The sequence below is a fragment of the Phaeobacter sp. SYSU ZJ3003 genome (assembly GCF_041300735.1).
GTDB lineage: Bacteria > Pseudomonadota > Alphaproteobacteria > Rhodobacterales > Rhodobacteraceae > Phycobacter > Phycobacter gallaeciensis_A.
This window is the reverse complement of the sequence record NZ_PXNU01000043.1, coordinates 19,798-40,667: the sequence shown is the minus strand read 5'-3', so window position 1 is coordinate 40,667 and position 20,870 is coordinate 19,798. Positions and strand designations below refer to the sequence as shown.

The window sequence follows — 20,870 nt, the reverse complement described above, 5'->3', positions numbered from 1 at the left end:
GATGGTCAAACTTACTGCGCACCTCCCCAAAGCAGCCCTTCATGGCACCGCGCAACTTGGTCCAAGGGGGAGGCGACTTCCTCAGTGCGCGCACTGTCGTTTGCAGTCAAATTTCGGCTGTCGTTCCTCCTCGAACGGATCAGTTCAACGAAAGTCAGTGCGGCCTGAAAAGCGCGAGGCAGAGACCCTTTTGCCTCGGAGGCAAGATACGGCGCAATCCGTATTGCGTCATATTCCAAGAAGAACACGGGATGCGCGGATAAGCACTCTTGGGTCGAGATCGGTACGCGCCACGGGAGGAGGCGGGGTTACACGACCTGTCAAACTCGCGACCGCAGTTCGTGCAGAGCGAACTGAGTATTCCACCGTGAACACACAGTCCCTAGGGAGTTCGCAATACTGTCCTATTACGGCGAAGTTGCGAGCCCCATGCGGGCGCACATCCGGGCGGTCCCCCGCTTGACGCGGCATGAACTGGCTTGTGATGTAGGGCATCCGGCAGGGAACGATTTTCGCACTCTCGAACCATTTTCGCTGATCACCCGCCAAGCGCAGATGCCCGCAAAGCTCTTCGATGATTTCCAGCCCGGTCGCTTCCCACATTGGCTTCTTCACGAAATCTCCTTTGCGGTCACCTCGTAATCCATAGCCCCAGAAGGTGTAGGTGCCGTGTTTTTGCCCCCTGAAATGCGGCTGATGGAACAGCACAATAGATAGCGTCCAACCGGAATCGGCAAATGTCACTAAGCCGCCTGTACCAGTTCGGTTGTTGGTAAAATCCTCCATGAATTCGAAAAAATCGGGGCCGTCCATCGTCACCGTAAATGAGTTCCAGCCGGTCTTGCCTGTGTCGCCGCAGAACACTTCAGGCTTGCCAAAGCCTTCGTACTGCGACGCCAGCTTCCGCCAGAGGCTCCAGCCACCTGCGACTTGTTCGTTGAGCAGCGGTGCGCGGTCCGCGGATCCGAGCACCGATCCATCGGTCATGGACCCCAATGTAAGGTAGACGCCGTCGTCCAAGCCGACCTCAACCGTGTTGCGATCGTCCAGGGTCAGAGAGGTGACACGACGGTCCTGCCGCGTGCCTTCGATCATCACGTCGGTCACGCATTTGTCAGTCTCGATGCGTACTCCACGGGCCTGCAGCCAATTCAGGATCGGGGCAATCATCGAGTCATACTGATTGTATCGTGTCCGCAGAATGCCGGTGATGCGGGTGAAGCCAGGGAATAGGTGGATGAAGCGACGCAGGTATCGCCGCATCTCGACCAAGGAATGCCAAGGCTGGAATGAAAACACTGTGGACCACATCAACCAGAAATTACTGTCGAAGAAGGTGGGCTGGAACCAGTCGTCTATCCTTTGAGCGCCCAATCCGGTTTCCGGGTGCAAGAGCAGTCGGTTGAGATCGACGATATCTTGCGCGCCGAGTGTGAGATCATAGCGATCTTCTGCCGGCTTTCCGCCCCGAATGAGGCGGCAATTGGATGAGCCCGGCACCATTCGGTTGAACTCGAAGATATCATCCTTGAGCAGTGTCCCAACGATTGGTGTAATTTCCGCCGTTAGCGCGGGCTGAGCGGAGCCTTTTCGTAGCGAAGCGAGGCCCGCGCGGGCCGCTTGGCGGCCACGGTTGTTCTTCGGCTAAAGTTTGGTTTGCCGACCTGACCTATGACCGAGGAGAACAACCATGACCAAGGCCAGCCTATCAGACACCGCGGCACTGCGCGCGCTTTTGTCAGACACTTCTGACACCAACCTGCTTGCGCAGATGCTCGGGTTCGTCGCCGACCGCCTCATGGCGCTGGATGTCGACCATCTCTGTGGTGCCGGTGCGCACGAGCGCAGCGGCGAGCGAGTGAACCACCGCAATGGTTACCGGACCAGAGCCTGGGAGACGCGTGCCGGAAGGGTGGATGTGAAGATTCCCAAGCTGCGTAAGGGCAGCTACTTCCCGGAGTTTCTAGAGCCCCGCAGGGCGGCGGAGAAGGCGATGACGGCCGTCATCCAGGAGGCGTATGTCCAAGGCCTCTCAACACGTTCTGTGGACGACTTGGTCAAAGCAATGGGAATGACCGGCGTGTCCAAGAGCCAGGTCAGCCGTCTTTGCGGCGAGATCGACGAAAGGGTCGACGCGTTCTTGGGTCGGCCGCTTGAGGGCGAATGGCCGTACCTGTGGCTCGACGCCACTTACATCAAGGTGCGTCGCGGCGGCCGGATCGTCAGCGTTGCTGCCATAGTGGCCGTGGCGGTCAACCTGGATGGCCGTCGCGAGGTTCTGGGCATCGCCGTCCAGCCCAGCGAGGCTGAGGTTTTCTGGGATGAGTTTCTTCGCTCTCTCGCAGATCGCGGGCTGCGCGGAACCCGTCTGATCATTGCCGACGATCACAAGGGCCTGAAGGCAGCCGCGGCCAAGGTGCTCGGTGCCACCGTCCAGCGCTGCCGTGTCCACTTCATGCGCAACGCGCTCGCCAGCGTCGGCAAAAAGGACCGCCCGATTGTCACCGCGGCACTCAGAACCGCCTTCGATCAGGACACACTCGCGGCATCGAAAGACCACTGGGCAAAGTTAATCGACGCGTTCGAACCGCGCCATTCAAGGCTAGCGGAACTGATGCGCCGCGCGGAGGATGATGTGTTGGCTTACAAGAGCTTTCCGCGCGATCACTGGGCGAAAATCCATAGCACGAACCCACTGGAGCGCCTGAACAAGGAGATCAAGCGTCGGACCAACGTGGTCGGGATCTTCCCCAACGAAGCTGCGGTCACGCGCCTCGTCGGTGCCTTGATGCTGGAGCAGAATGATGAGTGGGCGATCACGCGGCGCTACATGACACTGGAAACCGTCGCCGCGATTTGCGACACTGCTCCCATGGACCCGGCGGAAATCGCCGCCCTGTAATTGCGGCCGAGCTAAGGCCGAAGAACAAAGTTACACCAGTTCCCGGGACACAATCCATCCTTGGCAGACTTCGCCGGATCGCTCGTCAATGGAATACTTTCGAGCAGATCAAAGGTGCAGGCAAAGTGTTCCTCGAACATTCGACCGCCCCGGACCAGGTAGCCGGTCTCTGCGTCACCCGCCCCGTCAAGCGATCCGCCGACGATACCGAGTTGTTCGTAGATGCATATGTCCTCGCCATGCACACCTGCGTCCCTGCAAAGAAACACCGCCGCCGACAAACCAGCAATACCTCCACCTACGATATGGTGCTGTGACTTCGTTGCGTCTTCGGGCATGACCCGCCTCTCCTGTGATAGAACTTTTCACAGTTTGGACAGGTTTCATGTCCACGCCTTAATCCTGATCAAATCCGGGAGAGACCTGCCTGTTCGGCCCTGAACTCACCTCAACGGCGGCCTTTTTTTGCAAATCGGTTGAAGGTGGGTCTTCCCCTTTCCCCGGACGGATTTCGCCTATAGCCACTGGGACAGGTATGCCAAGCGCAGTGCAGCCGTTCAGCACGGCGATGCGGACCTGCAGCTCCGCGACCTGGCGCTCGAAGTCGCGCACTATCAGGGATTGGCCGAGCAGCTTGATGCAGTTCATCTTTGACTTGGCCCGGCTCCGGCGGTGATATCCACTCCATCGTCGCCAAACAGCGCCGCCGAGGTATCGAGATGCATTGACGGTCTCGTTGCCGACTATGGCCCCGGCGCTGGTGGGTTTCCAAGGTTTGGCGTTCTTGCGCGGCAGGATGACAGCGGCAGCATCTCGAGCGGTAATGGCCTCGTGGCACTTACGGGAGTCGTAGGCCCCATAGGTGGTGACCGTCGCGATGGCCTGATCCGCTCAGATCTGATCCAACAGGTCCGGTAGTATGGCCGCGTCACCGATATTGCCGCCGGTGATCTCGACGGCTCTGACCTTCAGCGTTTCCTCATGAATTCGGATGTGTATTTTGCGCCAGATCCGCCGCTTGGAGCCACCATGCTTTCGGGCATTCCACTCACCTTCGCCCTCAGACTTGATACCGGTGCTGTCCGCTGCCCGGCAAGGTATTGCGCAGCAATGCCTGAGAGGGGATCAGAAGGTTCAGCGGGCGATAGGAGATGCTCACGTTCAGCGTTCGCTGGCGGCGGCACAAGGCGCTGAAGTCAGGCACGGTCCAGTCCAGCCTGACCATATGAAGAAGGCTCTGCATGAACCCGGTTGTCTGCCGCAGTGGCATGCCGAACATCACGGCAGGTCTGGATCGCCGCATCGCTGAAACTCGGCTGCCTCCCACGTTTCCCGGTCGGCGGGGGCTTCCACGCCATGTCGGGATCGAACCAGATCGTTAGCGATCCGCGTTGCTTCAACGCTTCATTGTAAGACGACCAGTTCGTGGTCTTGTACTTCGTAGAGACCCAACTGCTCATGCCTCAAGCACCAGGCTGGTTTCATGCCGTGAACCCCACGACCCATTTGCGCAACAAGGCCAATAGCTGCGATATTGTCAGAGTTCGCGCGCCCAGGGCGGGTTCGCACCCGCGCGGGAGACGGTCACGGCGGCGACACCTGCGCCGAAGGACAGCGCATTTGCAAGCATGTCTGCGGGCAAGTTGCGCAGGGCCGCTTTTTGTAAGACGCCCAGTTCGCTGAGCCGGGCCAGCAGGCCGGCATTGAAGGTGTCCCCGGCTCCGACCGTGTCTACAATCTGAACGGGACGGACCCGGGTTTGCACGCTTTCTCCGCTGGAGAGAAACCCCGTCGCCCCCTTACTGCCCTCGGTCATGACCACCACAGAAGGACCCTTGGCTTGCACGACCGCAACCTTTTCCGGCAGCGGCATCGGCCCTGGAACAATCCAGTTCAGGTCTTCATCCGACACTTTCACGATGTCCGCCAGCGCCATCATCTTGTCCAGGCGGGCGCGGAAACGGTTGATATCTTCGATAAAGCCCGGCCGGATGTTCGGATCCAGCATCACCGAGCGGGATGCGCCTTCGCGCGCCAGAAGATCCTCATAGGCGGTGGCGCAGGGTTCGCAAGCCAGGCTGATGCCGCCGAAATAGAGCGCCGTGATATCCTCCGGCAGCAGCGGCATATCTGCAGGCAGCAGCATCCGGCCAGCCGAGTTTTCATCGAAGAAGCTGTAGGACGCGTGGCCATCCGTCAGTTTGACAAAGGCCAAGGTCGTCGGGCGATCCGAGGTGATGACATGGGTGGTATCCACGTGACTGGCCTTCAGGTCCTCGACAAGCTGCTGACCGAACATGTCGTGGGACAGGCCGGTCAACATACCGGTCTGCGCGCCAAGCCGCCCAAGTGCGATGGCGGTGTTGAACACGGCGCCACCGGAATGGGGCACAAACCCGTCGCGCCCGCCATCGGTCGGGGTCGGGATCATGTCGATCAGGGCCTCACCACAGCATAGGATCATGACATTCGCTCCGCGCAGTGCTGCGCCGCTGCCGCACCTGCGCGCGGGATTTTGCATTGAAACCGGGTCAAAGCGCGGCCAACCCGGCGTTGGTATCGAGTAGGAACTGCGTGAAGATCGGACCGCCGGCAGCGCCAATGCTGCGGGCGTTTTCGCCAACAACTCCCGCCTCTATCTGCGGCGAGATCAAACCGCGCTTATCTTGATTGGCCAGATAGCGGCGCACGCGTTCGACCAGTTCCTCACGCACAGCGACCGGGAAGGCGCCATCTATGATGATGGCTTCAAAATCGATGACGGAGCATATCGACAGGGACGCCTTTGCCAACTCCTGTGCCGTTGTACCGATCCAGGCCTCCACATAGCGTTCCAGACCGCTCCAGTCCTGCGGTTTGCGCCAGAGGATTTCGGGACCGATCCCGGCCTCGACCAGGCGCGCCTCAAGCAGGTGCAGCGACGCGGTATCGATCAGTTGCAGGCTTTCGCCCAGGGGGCCGGTGGTGCGCATCGATCCCAGCGCCCCGGCATTGCCCCGATTGCCTTCGAAAACGGTGCCATTCATCGCCACCCCGCCGCCGATGAAAGACCCAATGAAGAAATAGGCATAATCGCGGAAATCCTTGCCCCGCCCGAACATATGCTCGGCCTGACAGGCCGCCGTGGCATCGTTCACGACAAAAACCGGCAAATCGCTGAAAAAGGCAACTTCGGTGGCAAAATCGACATCTTGCCAGGATTGAAATTCTTCCGCGGCGGGGCCGGTCAGATCATGCCACTTCCACAGCTCAAAAGGCCGCCCGATACCGATGCCGCAGACCCGACCCTGCTGCTTAGCAGTCAGGCCGGACAGAAGGGTTTCAAGCCCGTCTTTAAGGAATTCGAAGATCGCGTCCGGCATGGGATAATCATAGGTCGTACGCAGCTGCTGGCGCACGTTGCCGGCAAAATCCAGCAGCAGCAGATCCGCGCTCTTGCGGCCTAGGTTCATGCCCACGGACAGTGCCCCTTCAGAGCCGAGTTCGATGGGGATCGAAGGCTTGCCGACCTTGCCCTTGACCGGCTCCCCCCGCTGGACGAAGCCGTCGTCCTCCAGCCTGCGCAGGATGGTGGAGACCGTAGGACGGGACAGTCCGGTCCGGCGGGCGATCTCGGCGGCGGACACGGCGCGGTGGCGAAACAGAATGGACAGAATGAGGCGTTCGTTGTGATCGCGGACACCCCGCTGATTCACCCCGGCACTTCGTTCTTTGATACTGACATGGTCCATTCGGACGAACATAGTTTGCCGCCTTTCTTCAGGAAAGATACTCCGTGGCGATTAGTTAGTAAAGTTAACAAACAAATTGACACCCTATGAGGAATCAGGCTTTTTAGGGCTCACGACCTGCCCAGATCGCTCTAGGCGGGTCCGGTTGGAGAGGAGCCAGCCGGATTGAGAACAATAATTTCGGGAGGACCACGTGAAAAAACTCATGACCATTTCCGCGCTCGCCCTGGCCTCGGTGGCTGGCGCGGCGCATGCAGAGATCAACGCCTGTCTGATCACCAAGACCGACACCAACCCCTTCTTCGTGAAGATGAAGGAGGGCGCGACCGCCGCAGCCGAAGCAAACGGCATCAATCTGTCCACCTATGCGGGCAAGATTGACGGCGACGTGGAAAGCCAGGTCGCAGCGGTTGAGACCTGCATTGCATCGGGGGCCAAAGGCATCCTGATCACCCCGACGGACAGCCGCGCCCTGACGCCCGTCATCACCCAGGCCCGTGACGCTGGTGCCCTGGTGATCGCGCTGGACACTCCGTTCGAACCTGCCAATGTGGCCGATGCGACCTTTGCTACCGACAACTTCAAGGCCGGGTTGCTGATTGGCCAGTGGGCCGCAGCAAAGCTGGGTGACGAGGCTGCAAACGCCAAGATCGCTCTCCTGGACCTGAACGCCTCGGAAATCTCGGTGGACTACCTGCGCGACGGCGGATTCCTGCAGGGCTTTGGCATCGACATCAAGGACCCCACCGATATCGGCGATGAGGATGACCCGCGCATCGTTGGCCACGACGTAACCAACGGCAACGAAGAAGGTGGCCGCACGGCGATGGAGAACCTTCTGCAGATCGACCCGGGCATCAACGTGGTCTACACGATCAACGAACCTGCCGCTGCCGGCGCCTATGAGGCGCTCAGATCGGTGGGCCGTGAAGACGACGTGCTGGTCGTTTCCGTCGATGGCGGCTGCCCCGGCGTGCAGAATGTCGGCGAGGGCGTGATCGGCGCAACCTCCATGCAGTTCCCGCTGCGAATGGCCTCGCTCGGTATCGACGCGATCAAGGCCTGGGCCGAGGACGGCACCAAACCGGCGAACACCGAAGGGCTGGATTTCTTCAACACCGGCGTTGAACTGATCACCGATGCGCCGGTCGACGGTATCCCGTCGCTCAGCTCGGCCGACGGCCTGAAGAAGTGCTGGGGCTAAATCCAGCAAACACCACAGGACCGGGGCAGCAAATGCCCCGGCCAAATGCCATCAATCTAAACCTTTGACCGTATCAGAGGCCGTAGCATAGGCTTCAGGCCGGGGAGGTCGTCATGTCAGAGACATCCGGAATGGGCTCAAAAGGCCAACACTACGAACAGGTTCTGGAGGGAAGTGATACACGCGTCGCCCAGTTCGAAGTTCGCAACACAACGCTGCTGAGCCGGGTGCAGCATATCCTGCACAACAACCCAACTTTCGTGCCAGTCATCGTGCTGGTCATCAGCCTGCTGGCCTTCGGGCTGATCGCCGGAGGGCGGTTCTTTTCCGCCTTCAACCTCAGCCTGATCCTGCAGCAGGTGTCGATCATCGGCATGCTCGCAGCAGCGCAGTCACTGATCATCCTGACCGCGGGCATCGATCTGTCGGTCGCGGCGATCATGGTGCTGATGTCGGTCATCATGGGCAATCTAGCGGTCAACTTGGGCGTGCCCAGCCCCTTTGCGATCCTGCTGGGGTTCGCTGGGGGTATGGCGGCGGGAGCCATGAACGGGCTGCTGATCACCAAGGTCAAACTGCCCCCCTTCATCACCACGCTCGGCACCTGGTCAATCTTCTTTGCGCTCAATCTCTGGCTCTCCGGAGCTCAGTCGATCCGCAGCCAGGACATCGACGATCAAGCGCCTTTCCTGAAGTTCTTCGGCAATGCCTTCAATATTGGCGGCGCCCGCATCACCTTTGGCGTGATCCTGATGGTCGTGATCTTTGTTGCGCTCTGGTACATGCTGAACAAGACCGCCTGGGGGCGCCACGTCTACGCCATAGGCGACGATATGGAGGCGGCGGAACTGTCCGGCATCCGCACCGAGCGCACGCTGGTCTCGGTCTACATGCTCGCTGGTCTGGTCTGCGCCATTGCGGGCTGGGCTTCGATCGGACGGGTCGGCTCGATCTCGCCGCAATCCTTTTACGAAGGCAACCTGCAGTCCATCACCGCCGTGGTAATCGGTGGCATCTCGCTGTTTGGCGGGCGCGGATCGATCCTTGGGGCGCTCTTCGGGGCGCTGATCGTCGGCGTTTTCCAGTCGGGACTGCGCATGGCCGGGGTCGATGTGCTCTGGCAGGTCTTCGCCATCGGCTGGCTTATCATCATCGCGGTCGCCATCGACCAATGGATCAGGAGGGTTTCGGCATGACACCAGTCGTTCAGGCTAAAGGTATCGTGAAACGCTACGGGCACGTCACCGCCATCAACCATTCGGATTTCGAACTGCGCCCCGGGGAAATCCTGGCCGTGATCGGCGACAATGGCGCGGGCAAATCCTCGATCGTCAAGGCGATCTGCGGCGCCACCATCCCGGATGAGGGGGAAATCCTGATCGAAGGCAAACCGGTCAGTTTCTCTTCCCCCATCGAGGCCCGCGACATGGGCATCGAGATCGTCTATCAAACCCTCGCCCTGTCCCCCGCCCTGTCGATTGCCGACAACATGTTCACCGGACGCGAAATCCGCAAACCCGGATTTCTGGGCAAATACCTACGGATGCTGGACAAACCGGCGATGGAGAAATTCGCGCGGGAAAAACTGACCGAACTTGGCCTGATGACGGTGCAGTCGATCAAGCAGCCGGTCGAAACGCTGTCAGGTGGTCAGCGACAGGGTGTCGCCGTCGCCCGCGCGGCCGCCTTTGCCACCAAGTTCATCATCATGGATGAGCCGACGGCGGCCCTGGGGGTCAAGGAAAGCCGCAAGGTGCTGGAACTCATTCAGGACGTGAAGGCGCGCGGCATCCCGATCATCCTGATCAGCCACAACATGCCGCATGTGTTCGAAGTCGCCGACCGGATCCATATCCACCGGCTGGGCAAACGGCTCTGCACCATCGATCCAAAGGACTATACCATGTCCGATGCCGTGGCCTTCATGACCGGCGCCAAGGAGCCACCCGCCCAGGACGCGGCATGAACGAGCCAGAAGCGATCGCCGAAAGGCTGCTGGATCCCATTCTGACAGCGCCGCGATCCGGACAACGCAAACTTGTCGCTCTGGCCGGACCGCCAGCCTCTGGCAAATCCACGCTGGCGGAAGTCCTTGCGGACAAGCTGAACGAGGCCGGGTGCCAGACCCAGGTCGTGCCAATGGATGGCTTCCATCTCGACAACGCCATTCTAACCCAGCGCGGTCTTCTGGACAGAAAGGGTGCGCCGGAGACCTTCGACGTGGAAGGATTGCTGCGCCTTATCGGCGCCCTGCCCGATGCACCGTCGGTGATCTTCCCGGTTTTCGATCGGGACCGCGACATCGCCATTGCAGGCGCGGGCCTACTTCCCGAGACATGCGACACCGTCATCGTCGAGGGCAATTACCTGCTGTTTGATGCCCCCGGATGGCGGGAGCTGCGCCGCTTCTGGGACTTCTCGATTTCTCTGAACGTCGACCTTTCCACTTTGCGCCAACGTCTGATCGATAGATGGCTCCACCACGGTCTCCCGCATAGCGAAGCCGTGGCCCGCGCCGAAGGTAACGACCTTGAAAACGCCCGCCTGGTCGCCGCGGCCTCGCTCAAGGCAGACAAGACGATCACCTAGTCTTCGGTATCGACCTAGATCAACAACGGGAGAAGGGCAGCGTCGGCTCAGGCATCCTTGAAAACAAAAGACGTCTGAACTGAAATTTGCCCCCGCCCCAAGGCTGCGGCGTCCACGATCTGCTTGCCCAGCTCAGCGGCCAGTCGCAGGAATTTGCTTTCGCCCTGTAGCCCGGCGATATCGCACACGGCCATGCACTCCCTGATCCGTTCAGCCGGGAACAGCGGACCAGCAGTCTGATCTTTCCCGGTCGGGGTTGCGTCAATCAGAATGTCTGCGGCGCGATCTTCCTCCCAAATACGGACCTTGGGCCAATGCGCGCGCAGGATGGCTGCCGTTTCCGCCAGCCGCCCCTCATCCGTGTCGCTGAGGACAACGTCGCTAACGCCCGTTTCGCACAGCGCATCGGCAATGGCCCGACCGGCACCGCCGCCTGCCCCCATGATATGCGCCGACCGTCCAGCAACCGGCACCCCAGAAACGCGCAGCGCCTCCATAAGAGCCAGCCCATCCGTCATGTCGCCAACAAGCACATCGCCCTCACGGCGCAGGGTATTCACGGCCCTGATGCGCCCGGCCCGGTCCGTCACCCGGTCCGCTTCCTGAAAGGCCGCCTGTTTGTGCGGATAGGTGATCGAGCAGCCCAGAAACGTCTCGGAGGCGCGCAGCAGCGTCCAGAACTCTGTCAGCACAGGGGCCGGAACGTCCAGGGGCAGCATCCGGCAGTCGATACCGCGGGTGCGAAACCAGTCGTTCATACCCGGCGGCGACACCACCCCCGCGACGGGGGCACCGATAATCGGCAGCAGCTTGGTCGTCCCTGAGATGTCCATAATGCGGCGCTCCGAAAGTTGAAGGTTGACAGTAATGTGAGGCACTTTTAAAAATATCCAACATTTTTGCGTATATGGAATGAAATGATCTTCTCTGGCAAGAAAAATGAAGACAGCACCATCGTCGAACTGCTGGCGTCCTCTCTACGCAAGGACATCGCGTTCGGCACCCTGCTGCCGGATCAGAAGCTGAAGCTGAATGAGCTGCGCAGCCGCTACGGTGGCTCCAACCATTCCATGCGGGAAACCCTGCGCATCCTGTCCTCTGAAGGTCTGGTCGAAGGCGCCGCGCAGCGCGGTTTTCGCGTCACCTCGGCGACCGAGGACGACCTGCGCGACATTCAACTTGTCCGGCAGGAAATTGAAAGCATCGCCCTGTCGCGCGCGATCGCACTGGGAGATGTCGCCTGGGAGGGGCAGGTCGTTGCCGCCCATCACGCCCTGCAAAAGGCCGAGGCCGCCGTAGCCACGACCCCGGACGATCTGACGGCGCTGGAATGGGATGATGCCTGCCGCGCCTTTGCCACGGCATTGATCGCGGCCTGCGACAGCCCACGCCTGATCGATTTGCAGCGCAAGTTCTTCGACCAGAGCCGCCGCTTTAGGCTGGCGCTGCTGCGCGAAGGCAAGCTGAACTGGGCCGCTCGCAAGGCCCGGCAAAAAGCGCTGCTTGATGCGGTTCTGGACAGAGACGAAACCACGGCTTTGGCCCTGCTGAAGGAAGAGATCGGAGCAGATCTGAAGGCGTAACACTGATCTATAAGGGAGGAAGATCATGATGAAACTCAATCGCCGTAAGGCATTGGCCCTGATGGGCGGAACCGTGGCCGCGACGGGGCTTGCCGCCCCTGCGCTGGCCCAGAACAAGAAAATCAAGGTGGGCGCGCTGCGCTTCACCTCGCATTCTGCCAGCTTTATCGCGCAGGAGCGCGGCTATTTCGCGGATGCCGGGCTGGATGTGGAACTGGAGTTCTTCCAGGCAGCGCAGCCGATGGCCGTGGCCATCGCATCGGGCGATGTGGATTATGCCGTAACCGCCATTTCCGGCGGGCTGATCAGCCTCGCGGACAAGGGCGCGATCAAGGTGATCGGCGGCGCCCTGACCGAAGAGGACGGCATCGACGGACAGAAGTACCTGATCTCGGATGCCTCCTATCAGGCCGGTATCAAGACGCTGAAGGACCTGGACGGCAAGAAATACGCCGTCACACAGGCCGGCTCGTCCTTCCACTACATGGGCGCCAAAATGGCCGCCGCCGAAGGCATCAACCTCAGCTTTACGCCGCTGCAAAAGGTCGGCGCGATCATCGGCGCGATGAAATCGGGCCAGGTCGATGGCTGGTCCATCGTGCCCCATATCGCCAAACCGCTGGCGGCCGCCGGTGCCTGGCACATGGTGGGCAACGTGTCGGACTACATTCCCGACTATCAGGTGACCACTGTCTTCACCTCGGCCAATAACGCGGCCAAGGAACGCGGACTGACCGAAAGCTTCCTTCAGGGCTTCTCGCGCGGGGTCGATGATTATGCCGCAGCCATGATCGATGGCACCGCAGATCAGGACGAGATGGTCGATCTGATCCACAAATACGTCTACACGGACCGTCCCCGCGAAAAGGCGGCGCCCTCGATCATCAATGGTACCATGCGGCTGAGCCAGGGTGCGGCGCTGAATATCGCCAGCGTGCAGGACCAGCTGAGCTGGTTCCAGTCCGAAGGTCTTGTCGATGGCGATATCACGCTCGACACGCTGGTCGACGATTCCTACGTCAAAACGCTGGGCGCCTAACACCCGCCTTGTACGTTCTTCCGGGCGCCTTGCTTTTTGCGGGGCGCCCGTCCTTCTCCTGTAGTCAAAGGACAGCGCATGGACATCCGTCTGGACGGCATCAGCCATTCCTATAACGATTTCGAAGTGATGCGGGATATCTCTCTCGACATCGCGGACGGGCAGATCGTTTGCATCGTGGGACCGTCGGGATGCGGTAAATCCACCCTCTTGCGCTTTATCGGCGGGCTTGAGCGCCCCAGTAAGGGCCAGGTTCTGCAACTGGGCACACCGCCCGAGGGGTGCCTGAACCCGCTCACCTATATCTTTCAGGATTTTGCCCTGCTGCCGTGGCGCAGCGTCTCAGGGAATATCTCGCTGGTGCTGGAGGACCACGGCATCAAGGGCGCCGAGGCAAAGCGGATTATCGACGATGTGCTGGCCCGTACCAAGCTCAGCGATTTCGCCCAGGCCCTGCCCAAGCAACTGTCGGGTGGCATGAAGCAACGCGTCGCAATCGCACGTGCCCTTGCGGTGAAGCCCGCCGTGATGCTGATGGATGAACCTCTTTCTGCGCTCGACAGCCAGACCCGTGAATTGTTGATGGACGATCTTGTCGATCTCTGGATGCGCCAACCGTTCACTGCCGTCTACGTGACGCACAACTTGGCCGAAGCGGTCCGACTTGGCCACAAGGTCGTGGTTCTGTCGCGCCGCCCCGGCCAGATCCGGGAGATCGTCGAAATCGACAAACCCCTGTCCGAGCGCGCCTTTGGCGATGCTGATCTTGATGCCCACCAGAAACACCTGTGGCAGCTGATGCGCGAAGAGGCGCGGGCTGCAGATGCGGAGCTGATCCATGTCTGACATGACACAAGAAAAACCCGTCGCATTCCGGGGCGGTGGTTTTGCGCCGCACTCACGTCGCTGGGTCGGCGTGGCCGTTTTTGTCGCCCTGATCCTGCTGGCGGAATGGGGCACCCGCACGGGTTGGATTTCCGCCCTGACCCTGCCGCGCCCCTCGGACGTGCTCGATACCTTCCGGGAGCTGTATGACAGCGGCATGCTGTTCAAACACCTTGGCCCGTCGCTGACCCGGCTGGCGGTTGGCGCTGCCATCGGCGCCTGCCTTGGTATCTGTATCGGGGTGCTGATCGGCCTGTTTTCCTACATCCGCTCCGGGCTGGTGCCGCTGGTTGCGGCCATATTCCCCATTCCGAAAATCGCGCTGCTGCCGCTGTTCGTGATCTGGTTCGGGATTGGCGAAGGATCGAAATATGCTCTGATCGCCTTTGGCACATTCACCCCCACGGTGGTCGCTACCTACAGCGCTGTCGACAATGTCGACCGCACGCTGATCCGCATGGGGCAAAGCTTTGGCCTGTCGTGGTGGTCCATCGTGCGCAAGATCGTTCTGCCGGGCGCCATGCCGGGGATCCTGTCCGGTCTGCGCATCAGCCTTGCCATCGCCATCATCCTTCTGGTCGCCGCCGAAATGCTGGGCGCGGAGTATGGTATCGGGGCCTATATCCTCGAAGCGGGTTCACTTTATGATCTGGAACGGCTGTTTGCTGGCGTGGTGATCCTGTCGCTTCTGGGCGTCATCACCAGCGCAGTGATCGGGTTTATCGAACGGCGCCTGCTGGGGTGGCGGACATGATGGCAAAACCCGAAAGCGACTATGATGTCGTCATCGCAGGGGGCGGCGCAGGGGGGGTTGGTGCCGCACTTGGCGCGGCCCAGTCCGGGGCGCGGGTCCTACTGGTCGAAAAATACGGTTTCCTTGGCGGCGCCGCGACCAACGCACAGGTGCTGGCCTACTGCGGTTTTTATCAGCAGGGGCCTGAGCCCATCAAAGTCGTAGGAGGGGTAGCCGATCTGGTCCTGGATGAGCTGCGCAACCTCGGGCTGGATTGCGCACCGTTTCAATCGCCGACGACGCTCAACTGGATCATCCTTCTGGAACCAGAAGCGGTCAAACTGGCACTGGACCGGGTGCTGGCGGCGCAGGGCGTTGACGTGTTGCTCCATACCCGCGTGGCGGCTGTGACACGCACGTCGGATCGTATCGAAGCGGTGACATTGGCCGGTATGGACGGGCGAACCCGGGTGGTGGCCGAGGCATTTGTGGATGCCACCGGAGATGCCAACCTGTCATTGGTCGCCGGTATTCCCTGCCGCACCGGGGATACCAACGGCAACCTGCAGGCAATCTCGGCACCCATTCGGATCGCCGGGCGTGACCGGTCACAGCCAATAGACCGCGAGGCCATCAAGGCAGCCTTTGCACGCTACAGGCGCAATGGACGCTGGCCCTCTGCTCGCGATGACGGCGGCATCTACACCGAAGTACCCAACACCGGTGAGATGTGGTGGATGATGTTCGACCACCCGATGCCAGATCTGAGTTCCGCCAGTTTCAGCACGGCCGAACGCGCCGCGCGCGAAGCGGCACACGACTATGTCGCGCTGCTGCGTTCTGATGTGCCTGGGTTTGAAAACGCCTATCTGGTGCAGACCGGCCCGCAGATCGGCATCCGGGAAAGCCGCCACCCAGCAGCCCGTTATGAACTGACCGGAGAAGATATTGCCACCGGGCGCCAGCGCGACGACGAGGTGGCCAAGGCGGCTTGGCCAATGGAGGATCACACGGTCCCCGGACAACCGATTTATACCCCCGTAGGCGGAACCGGGTGTGCCTCCATCCCGCTGGACGCCTTGCGCGCCAAGGGCGTGGATAACCTCTATTTCGCCGGGCGCACCATCGGCGCCGATCCGATGGCCTATGCCTCTATTCGGGTGATGGGCACCGCCTTTGCGACCGGAGAGGCCGCTGGACGGGCCGCCGCTGCCCCGGGGCAAGGCATGGGCGCGCAACAGGAATGGCGTAAACTGGGTTGACCCCCAGCCCAATCGCACCAGCCCAGCAATTGCCAGCCGCTGCCATCGGCGCAGCGCTGGTAAGAAAAGCTGGTGCAATTGCCGTCAGCGAATCAGGCTATGGACTGTGCCGACAGAATTTCCACTCAAAGATGATATCGATCAAAGTGTAGCGACTGCGCTTGCATACACTGGCCAACGTTAAATGCGACAGCACCAGGGCGTGCTTAACGATGGAGACGGTTATGGCAGATTCAGTTTCAACCTCCGGCGGCGCCGCTCAAGGCGACCTATATGGTGATCTTTGGGTGCTGACCCGGGATCTTGACCCAAGTGATGGCGGCGGCAACGGTGAACCGGTGCTGGATGAGAACGGCCAGATCGTGCCGATCGGCTATAATCCTGAAACCGGCGAGACCTTTCCGATCCACCTCGTCGAAGGCGGAGAAGGCGAATACGAAGTCCCAGCTGACCAGCTGGATTACATCCAGGAAATCGAGATGGAGCGGGCAAACATTATGCGCTCGCCCGATCAGGTAGTCGAATCCGCTCTGGAAGAGGCGCTTGGCAAGATCAACGCCGGAACCGAGATCTCGACTGATGCGTCGGGCCGCATCATGGTGGACGGTGTCCTGATCGATTCCCCGCGCGAGAACCTCGCACTTTACAAGCTGATCATGACCGCAGGCGGCGCAACAAGCTGGACCGAGGTTCAGGCGAATGTCGCCGGGAACATTCCGCAATCGCTGATCGACCTGATGAACGCGGGCTGGAACCCCACCGGGCTGCTGGCCGGTGTCTTTTCCAAGTTCCACCCGGTCAGCATGGATGCGACGCTCACCGCGCATACCTTCATGGGGGTGAACGAAGTCACCGGTTCCGGCGACACCCAGACAATCGACTATTTCGGCTTTACCGATGGCAGCGCGGAAACCTTCGATTATGACCGCATCGCAACCTATGGAGATGCCTGGGTCCAGTGGTACCAGGACATGGACGGAGACCCCTCCGACCTTGAGGCAGTGCAGCGTACCCTGCTGGACGTGATCTGGGGCAAGGACCGCAACGGCGACGGCGTCAATGACGTCGGCACCGGCAAGGACTGGGTGGACGAGTACATGACACTCTCTGCCAATGGCGAGAGCTATGAAATGGCCGAAGGCTCGGCCGCCGGGATCAACGACTGGGCGCAGTCGGTGGAAGACGCCCGCGAAGCCATCTACGTGCTGCACGAATACGTCGGCACCACGGAAATCGCTGCGCCAGAGGCAACCGACGACGTCATCGAGGGTAGTTCCTACGCCGACTACATCGCCTCTTGGGGCGGTGATGATCTGATCCTTGGCCACGAAGGCGACGATCTGATTGACGGCGGCGAAGGCAACGACACGCTGAAAGGCAACCTTGGCGATGACAGCCTCGAAGGTGGCGCGGGCAATGACGTTGTGCGGGGCGGGTTTGGCGACGATGTGCTGGTCCGCGGTGGCGGCAACGACAAGCTGTTTGGTGGTCGCGGGTCCGACAAACTGAACGGCGGCGCTGGTGACGATACCATGGACGGTGGCGCGGGCGATGACATCGGCGGGGCGGCCGCGGCGCCGACCTTTTGACCGGTGGCGACGGAGCCGACGATTTCTTTTTCCGGCTTTCGGGTCCGAGAGGGACCGACACTATCGCCGATTTCGCGAGCGACGATCTCGATATCATCCGACTGGACCGGATCGACGCTGACAGCTCCACTGAAGAGGACGACGCCTTTACCTTTATCGGCAGTGCTCACTTCAGCGGCACCGCAGGGGAACTTCGCGCGGCGGATCGTGGCGATTTCCAGCGCATCGCCGGCGATGTGGACGGTGATGGAAATGCAGACTTCGTGATCAAGGTCCTTGGCACCGATGCGGCGGAGGCCGACTGGTTCGCGCTATGACCTCACCGCCCCGGGCGGAGCAATGAAAACGAAGAACGCTGCCAGCAACACATGCTGGCAGCGTTTTCATTTCTACGATCCGATGCTCACAGCAATTTGCCCCATGGCTTTCCGTGCTTTGGCAAAGCAGTCACAGCCCCGGCAGCCACAGCGCCAGCTGAGGAAACAGGATCAGCAAGGCGACGAGCAGCATCGAGCAGGCCATATAGGGAAAGGCGGACATGTAGATATCGCGCATCGTGGTATCCTTGGGCGCCACCCCTTTCATCACGAAAAGCAACAGTCCGAAGGGTGGCGTGGTGAAGCTGATCTCCAGCGCCAGCAGGATGATCAAACCGAACCAGATCGGATCGAACCCCAGCGAGGCCGCCAGCGGAAAGAAGATCGGCACGGTCAGCAGCATCATCGAGATCTGCTCCATGAACATGCCCAGCAGCAGCAGCACACAGAACATCACCAACAGCATTGCAACCGGCGCCAGATCAAAGGAAGTTGCCCAGCGGATCAGCCCGCTGGAGGCACCGGAAAAGGCCAGCAGTTGGCTGAAAGTGGCTGAGCCGAACACGATCAAATAGGCCATCAGCGTCACTCGCAGCGCGCCGACGACGGACTTCTTCATCGCCTCCCAGCTGAGACAGCGAAACAGAATGGCAAGGATCAGGACCCCAAGCGCGCCAAAGGCGGCGGCCTCGGACGGGGTGATCAGCCCACCAACCATGCCGATGACGATCAGAACCATGACCGACAGCATGGGCAAGACGTCTCCAAACAGCAGCCGCGCCTTTTCGCCAAAGGTGAGCGTCTCAACCTCATAGGCAGGGGCAGCTGTCGGGTCGATGCGGGTCTGCAGATAGATGACACCGATATAAAGGCTGGCCAGCACCAGCCCCGGCAGGATCCCCGCGATCAGCAGCGCGCCGACGTCGATGCGGGCGAGTGTCGCCAGCAGCACCGCCAAAGCAGAGGGCGGAATGATGATCGCCAGACCACCGGTTCCAAGGATCGGCCCGATCGACATGTGCTTCTTGTATCCGCGGCTGGTCATCTCGGGCACCATTAGGCTGCCCAGCAGCGCGGTCGAGCCCATGGAGGAGCCGGACAGCGTTGAAAACGCTGTCCCGCCCAGCACAGTCACATAGGACAACCGCCCGGGCAGCTTACCCAGAAGTCGGTCGATGGCATTGAACATCCGTGCCCCAAGGCCAGTGTGAAAGAAGACCTCTCCCATCAGCAGGAACAGCGGGATCGGCACCAGCGCATAGTTCGTCAGCCCGCCAAACCCGTTGTTGAGCAGCAGCGTGATCCCCTTGGCACCGCCCATGTAAAACCAGGCCCCAACGATATTGGCCGCCAGAAAGGCAAGCGCGACCGGCATGCCGATGGCCATCAGAACCAGGATCGAGCCCAGCAGCAGGGCCAGTGATTCAAACCATTCCATTATTCGTGTATCCCCGCTTCGCCCGAATGGATCAGGTCGCTGCCAAATACGAAACGGGAAAATTCAATCGCCATCAGTCCAAAGCTGACCGGAAAGGCGATCGTCAGGATCCATTTCGGAAAGTAGTAGGCGCGCACGTCCAGATCGTTGCGCGCGATATTGCCCAGAAACAGCTCTGCGCCCTTCCAGGCCAGGATCACCGACACCAGAACACAAAGCGCGGCCACCAGACGGCTGACCACCCGGCGCACCTCAGCGGGCAATGCAGCGGTGATCAATTCGATATGCACATGACCCTTTTCCCGCACCAGCCAGGGGGCGCCCATCATGGTCATGTACAAAATGGCGTATTCGGATGAGGTGAAAAGCCAGGCAAAGGGCTGAAGCCCGGCATTGCGCATCACCACGGACAGGGTGACCGAAATCATCAGCCAGACCAGCATGAACCCCGCGATGCCCGCCATCGCATATAGGAAGCCTTGATAGAGCTTTCCGACCATTGCCATTTCTCATCCTTTCCAAAGGCAGACGGCACGCCGGACCCGCGATCCGGCGTGCCGTCCCGTGGCTGTTTACTTGTCGTAGAACAGCTCGATCAGCTTGTCGTAGTTGCCGTCTCCCTGGGGGCTGTCGGCCATCAGGCCCTTCATGCGGTCCCAGGTTTTCTGCGTGGCGGCCGCCAGATAGGCGTCGGCGGCGTCACCTTCCAAGGTCACGACTTTCATGCCGGCCTCTTCAAGGGCCGCGAAATCCGCGTCGCGCAGGGCACCCAGTTTGGCGGCGCTTTCCGCCTCGTGGGCGATTGCGACATCCTGCAGGATCTTGCGCGATTCCTCGGACAGGCTGTTCCACTTGTCGAGATTCACGATGGTGCCAAGGTCGGTCGAGAAGAAGCAGGGTTCGATCCGGTAGTTCAGGAATTCGTTCCACTTCAGATCGATCAGGCCGATCTGGGTCCAACCGGTCGCATCCACCACGCCACGCTCCAGCGCCGAATAGACTTCGGTGGTAGGCAGGTCGATCACCTGCGCGCCCAGATATTCGGTGAAGAATGCGTTGTAGACCGCATTGCCGCGCAGTTTCAGACCGGACACATCAAGGTTGCCGTCGGCGTCCAGCTTCGGCTCATTGCGGGTCCACAGGTTGTAGCAGACTCCCGAGTCGAACCAGCCGAGGTATTTGACGCCCATCTTTTCCTGGTGGATCTGGTCAATCAGTTCCAGACCGCCATTGGCGCGGGTTTCTACCGCCGTCAGGTTTGAGGTCACAAGCGCGTCTTTTTCCGGCAGGGCGCCGGCATAGAAGCTGCCCGGTGTGTAGACCATGTCCACAACGCCCGAACGCACGGCGTCCGGCTGCTGGAACATGCCGATGGCCTCGGGGCCGCCACGGACCTCGATATTGACGACACCTTCACCCGCCGCGTTCACCTTGTCGACGAACTCAAGGAAGGATTTGGTGTAGATCAGCGATTCCGGAAAGGCGTGTACGGCGGTCAGCGTGTCTTCGGCAAAGGCAGCCGAGGTCATCGCCGTGGTGACAAGGACTGCACCAATCATACTGTGCTTCATTTTGTCTTTCTCCCTGGTGATGGGGTG

Annotated in this window: 20 protein-coding genes and 1 pseudogene; 12 read left to right on the top strand and 9 right to left on the bottom strand. The window is 60.6% G+C overall.

Translation table 11 applies throughout. The annotated features are described in order from the left end of the window. Window positions 1–228 precede the first annotated feature (228 nt). Entirely contained in the window at window positions 229–1,521 is a 1,293-nt protein-coding gene (locus tag C6W91_RS15675; protein ID WP_370571104.1) for an oleate hydratase, read from the bottom strand. A gap of 169 nt (window positions 1,522–1,690) precedes the next feature. On the opposite strand from C6W91_RS15675, the gene C6W91_RS15670 reads away from it, so the two are divergent. After that, a complete protein-coding gene (locus C6W91_RS15670; RefSeq protein WP_370571097.1) occupies window positions 1,691–2,902 on the top strand; it encodes an IS256 family transposase in 1,212 nt (403 codons plus the stop codon). 11 nt (window positions 2,903–2,913) lie between these two features. Here the strand turns inward: C6W91_RS15670 and C6W91_RS15665 are convergent, their stop codons facing one another. From C6W91_RS15665 to C6W91_RS15650, 4 genes and pseudogenes are all read right to left on the bottom strand, one after another. Further along, window positions 2,914–3,240 (bottom strand): oleate hydratase, encoded by a 327-nt coding sequence (locus C6W91_RS15665; protein ID WP_370571096.1) that lies wholly within the window; start codon window positions 3,238–3,240, stop codon window positions 2,914–2,916. Window positions 3,241–3,298: 58 nt separating this feature from the next. Next, a pseudogene (locus C6W91_RS15660) lies at window positions 3,299–4,362 on the bottom strand (IS5 family transposase). Between the two features lie 77 nt (window positions 4,363–4,439). Beyond that, a complete protein-coding gene (locus tag C6W91_RS15655; protein WP_370571095.1) occupies window positions 4,440–5,366 on the bottom strand; it encodes a carbohydrate kinase in 927 nt (308 codons plus the stop codon). Between the two features lie 67 nt (window positions 5,367–5,433). Continuing rightward, entirely contained in the window at window positions 5,434–6,645 is a 1,212-nt protein-coding gene (locus tag C6W91_RS15650; RefSeq protein ID WP_370571094.1) for an ROK family protein, read from the bottom strand. A 181-nt stretch (window positions 6,646–6,826) separates the two neighbouring features. Here C6W91_RS15650 and C6W91_RS15645 point away from each other — a divergent pair, with 181 nt between their 5' ends. From C6W91_RS15645 to C6W91_RS15630, 4 genes are all read left to right on the top strand, one after another. Then, window positions 6,827–7,837, top strand: a complete 1,011-nt coding sequence (locus tag C6W91_RS15645) for a sugar ABC transporter substrate-binding protein (RefSeq protein WP_370571093.1) — start codon at window positions 6,827–6,829, stop codon at window positions 7,835–7,837. 113 nt (window positions 7,838–7,950) lie between these two features. Then, window positions 7,951–9,033 carry an ABC transporter permease gene (locus tag C6W91_RS15640; RefSeq protein ID WP_065272378.1) on the top strand — a complete coding sequence of 361 codons (1,083 nt, stop codon included), beginning with the start codon at window positions 7,951–7,953 and terminating at the stop codon, window positions 9,031–9,033. Continuing rightward, the gene (locus C6W91_RS15635) at window positions 9,009–9,803 is read left to right on the top strand and encodes an ATP-binding cassette domain-containing protein (protein WP_065272377.1); all 795 of its coding nucleotides are present in this window, start codon (window positions 9,009–9,011) and stop codon (window positions 9,801–9,803) included. Before C6W91_RS15640 ends, C6W91_RS15635 begins: the two co-directional genes overlap by 25 nt. After that, a complete protein-coding gene (locus tag C6W91_RS15630; RefSeq protein ID WP_274831506.1) occupies window positions 9,800–10,426 on the top strand; it encodes a nucleoside/nucleotide kinase family protein in 627 nt (208 codons plus the stop codon). Before C6W91_RS15635 ends, C6W91_RS15630 begins: the two co-directional genes overlap by 4 nt. 47 nt (window positions 10,427–10,473) lie before the next feature. Here C6W91_RS15630 and C6W91_RS15625 read toward each other — a convergent pair whose 3' ends face one another. Continuing rightward, window positions 10,474–11,259, bottom strand: coding sequence for a shikimate dehydrogenase (locus C6W91_RS15625; protein ID WP_274831507.1), 786 nt, complete (start codon window positions 11,257–11,259; stop codon window positions 10,474–10,476). A gap of 84 nt (window positions 11,260–11,343) precedes the next feature. Between C6W91_RS15625 and C6W91_RS15620 the strand changes: the two genes are divergently transcribed. The 7 genes from C6W91_RS15620 (at window position 11,344) to C6W91_RS15590 (ending at window position 17,834) form a co-directional block, all read left to right on the top strand. Further along, window positions 11,344–12,009 (top strand): GntR family transcriptional regulator, encoded by a 666-nt coding sequence (locus tag C6W91_RS15620; RefSeq protein ID WP_065272374.1) that lies wholly within the window; start codon window positions 11,344–11,346, stop codon window positions 12,007–12,009. A 25-nt stretch (window positions 12,010–12,034) separates the two neighbouring features. After that, window positions 12,035–13,048 carry an ABC transporter substrate-binding protein gene (locus C6W91_RS15615; protein ID WP_274830612.1) on the top strand — a complete coding sequence of 338 codons (1,014 nt, stop codon included), beginning with the start codon at window positions 12,035–12,037 and terminating at the stop codon, window positions 13,046–13,048. Window positions 13,049–13,126: 78 nt separating this feature from the next. After that, window positions 13,127–13,894, top strand: a complete 768-nt coding sequence (locus C6W91_RS15610) for an ABC transporter ATP-binding protein (protein ID WP_274830611.1) — start codon at window positions 13,127–13,129, stop codon at window positions 13,892–13,894. Next, on the top strand, window positions 13,887–14,687 hold the full coding sequence (locus tag C6W91_RS15605; protein WP_274830610.1) for an ABC transporter permease: 801 nt from the start codon (window positions 13,887–13,889) through the stop codon (window positions 14,685–14,687). The genes C6W91_RS15610 and C6W91_RS15605 overlap by 8 nt, the downstream gene beginning before the upstream one ends. Beyond that, entirely contained in the window at window positions 14,684–15,928 is a 1,245-nt protein-coding gene (locus C6W91_RS15600) for an FAD-dependent oxidoreductase (RefSeq protein ID WP_065272370.1), read from the top strand. The genes C6W91_RS15605 and C6W91_RS15600 overlap by 4 nt, the downstream gene beginning before the upstream one ends. Window positions 15,929–16,152: 224 nt before the next feature. Beyond that, window positions 16,153–17,517 carry a calcium-binding protein gene (locus C6W91_RS15595; RefSeq protein WP_370571092.1) on the top strand — a complete coding sequence of 455 codons (1,365 nt, stop codon included), beginning with the start codon at window positions 16,153–16,155 and terminating at the stop codon, window positions 17,515–17,517. Next, window positions 17,514–17,834, top strand: a complete 321-nt coding sequence (locus C6W91_RS15590) for a hypothetical protein (protein ID WP_370571091.1) — start codon at window positions 17,514–17,516, stop codon at window positions 17,832–17,834. Before C6W91_RS15595 ends, C6W91_RS15590 begins: the two co-directional genes overlap by 4 nt. A gap of 130 nt (window positions 17,835–17,964) precedes the next feature. Here C6W91_RS15590 and C6W91_RS15585 read toward each other — a convergent pair whose 3' ends face one another. The 3 genes from C6W91_RS15585 to dctP all read right to left on the bottom strand — a co-directional run bounded on the left by C6W91_RS15585 (window position 17,965) and on the right by dctP (window position 20,843). Then, window positions 17,965–19,272 (bottom strand): TRAP transporter large permease subunit, encoded by a 1,308-nt coding sequence (locus C6W91_RS15585; RefSeq protein WP_370571090.1) that lies wholly within the window; start codon window positions 19,270–19,272, stop codon window positions 17,965–17,967. Continuing rightward, on the bottom strand, window positions 19,272–19,778 hold the full coding sequence (locus C6W91_RS15580; protein ID WP_370571089.1) for a TRAP transporter small permease: 507 nt from the start codon (window positions 19,776–19,778) through the stop codon (window positions 19,272–19,274). The genes C6W91_RS15585 and C6W91_RS15580 overlap by 1 nt, the downstream gene beginning before the upstream one ends. A gap of 66 nt (window positions 19,779–19,844) precedes the next feature. Next, on the bottom strand, window positions 19,845–20,843 hold the full coding sequence (dctP, locus tag C6W91_RS15575; protein WP_065272366.1) for a TRAP transporter substrate-binding protein DctP: 999 nt from the start codon (window positions 20,841–20,843) through the stop codon (window positions 19,845–19,847). Between the last annotated feature and the right edge of the window lie 27 nt (window positions 20,844–20,870).

Bases quoted from the DNA above. Each gene is read 5' to 3' on its own strand.
- C6W91_RS15610 (WP_274830611.1), top strand. From the start codon at position 13,127: ATGGACATCCGTCTGGACGGCATCAGCCATTCCTATAACGATTTCGAA.
- C6W91_RS15665 (WP_370571096.1), bottom strand. From the start codon at position 3,240: ATGCCCGAAGACGCAACGAAGTCACAGCACCATATCGTAGGTGGAGGT.
- C6W91_RS15640 (WP_065272378.1), top strand. From the start codon at position 7,951: ATGTCAGAGACATCCGGAATGGGCTCAAAAGGCCAACACTACGAACAG.
- C6W91_RS15580 (WP_370571089.1), bottom strand. From the start codon at position 19,778: ATGGCAATGGTCGGAAAGCTCTATCAAGGCTTCCTATATGCGATGGCG.
- C6W91_RS15625 (WP_274831507.1), bottom strand. From the start codon at position 11,259: ATGGACATCTCAGGGACGACCAAGCTGCTGCCGATTATCGGTGCCCCC.
- C6W91_RS15650 (WP_370571094.1), bottom strand. From the start codon at position 6,645: ATGTTCGTCCGAATGGACCATGTCAGTATCAAAGAACGAAGTGCCGGG.
- C6W91_RS15585 (WP_370571090.1), bottom strand. From the start codon at position 19,272: ATGGAATGGTTTGAATCACTGGCCCTGCTGCTGGGCTCGATCCTGGTT.
- C6W91_RS15615 (WP_274830612.1), top strand. From the start codon at position 12,035: ATGATGAAACTCAATCGCCGTAAGGCATTGGCCCTGATGGGCGGAACC.
- C6W91_RS15630 (WP_274831506.1), top strand. From the start codon at position 9,800: ATGAACGAGCCAGAAGCGATCGCCGAAAGGCTGCTGGATCCCATTCTG.
- C6W91_RS15605 (WP_274830610.1), top strand. From the start codon at position 13,887: ATGTCTGACATGACACAAGAAAAACCCGTCGCATTCCGGGGCGGTGGT.
- C6W91_RS15635 (WP_065272377.1), top strand. From the start codon at position 9,009: ATGGATCAGGAGGGTTTCGGCATGACACCAGTCGTTCAGGCTAAAGGT.
- C6W91_RS15620 (WP_065272374.1), top strand. From the start codon at position 11,344: ATGATCTTCTCTGGCAAGAAAAATGAAGACAGCACCATCGTCGAACTG.
- C6W91_RS15655 (WP_370571095.1), bottom strand. From the start codon at position 5,366: ATGATCCTATGCTGTGGTGAGGCCCTGATCGACATGATCCCGACCCCG.
- C6W91_RS15670 (WP_370571097.1), top strand. From the start codon at position 1,691: ATGACCAAGGCCAGCCTATCAGACACCGCGGCACTGCGCGCGCTTTTG.
- C6W91_RS15600 (WP_065272370.1), top strand. From the start codon at position 14,684: ATGATGGCAAAACCCGAAAGCGACTATGATGTCGTCATCGCAGGGGGC.
- C6W91_RS15595 (WP_370571092.1), top strand. From the start codon at position 16,153: ATGGCAGATTCAGTTTCAACCTCCGGCGGCGCCGCTCAAGGCGACCTA.
- dctP (WP_065272366.1), bottom strand. From the start codon at position 20,843: ATGAAGCACAGTATGATTGGTGCAGTCCTTGTCACCACGGCGATGACC.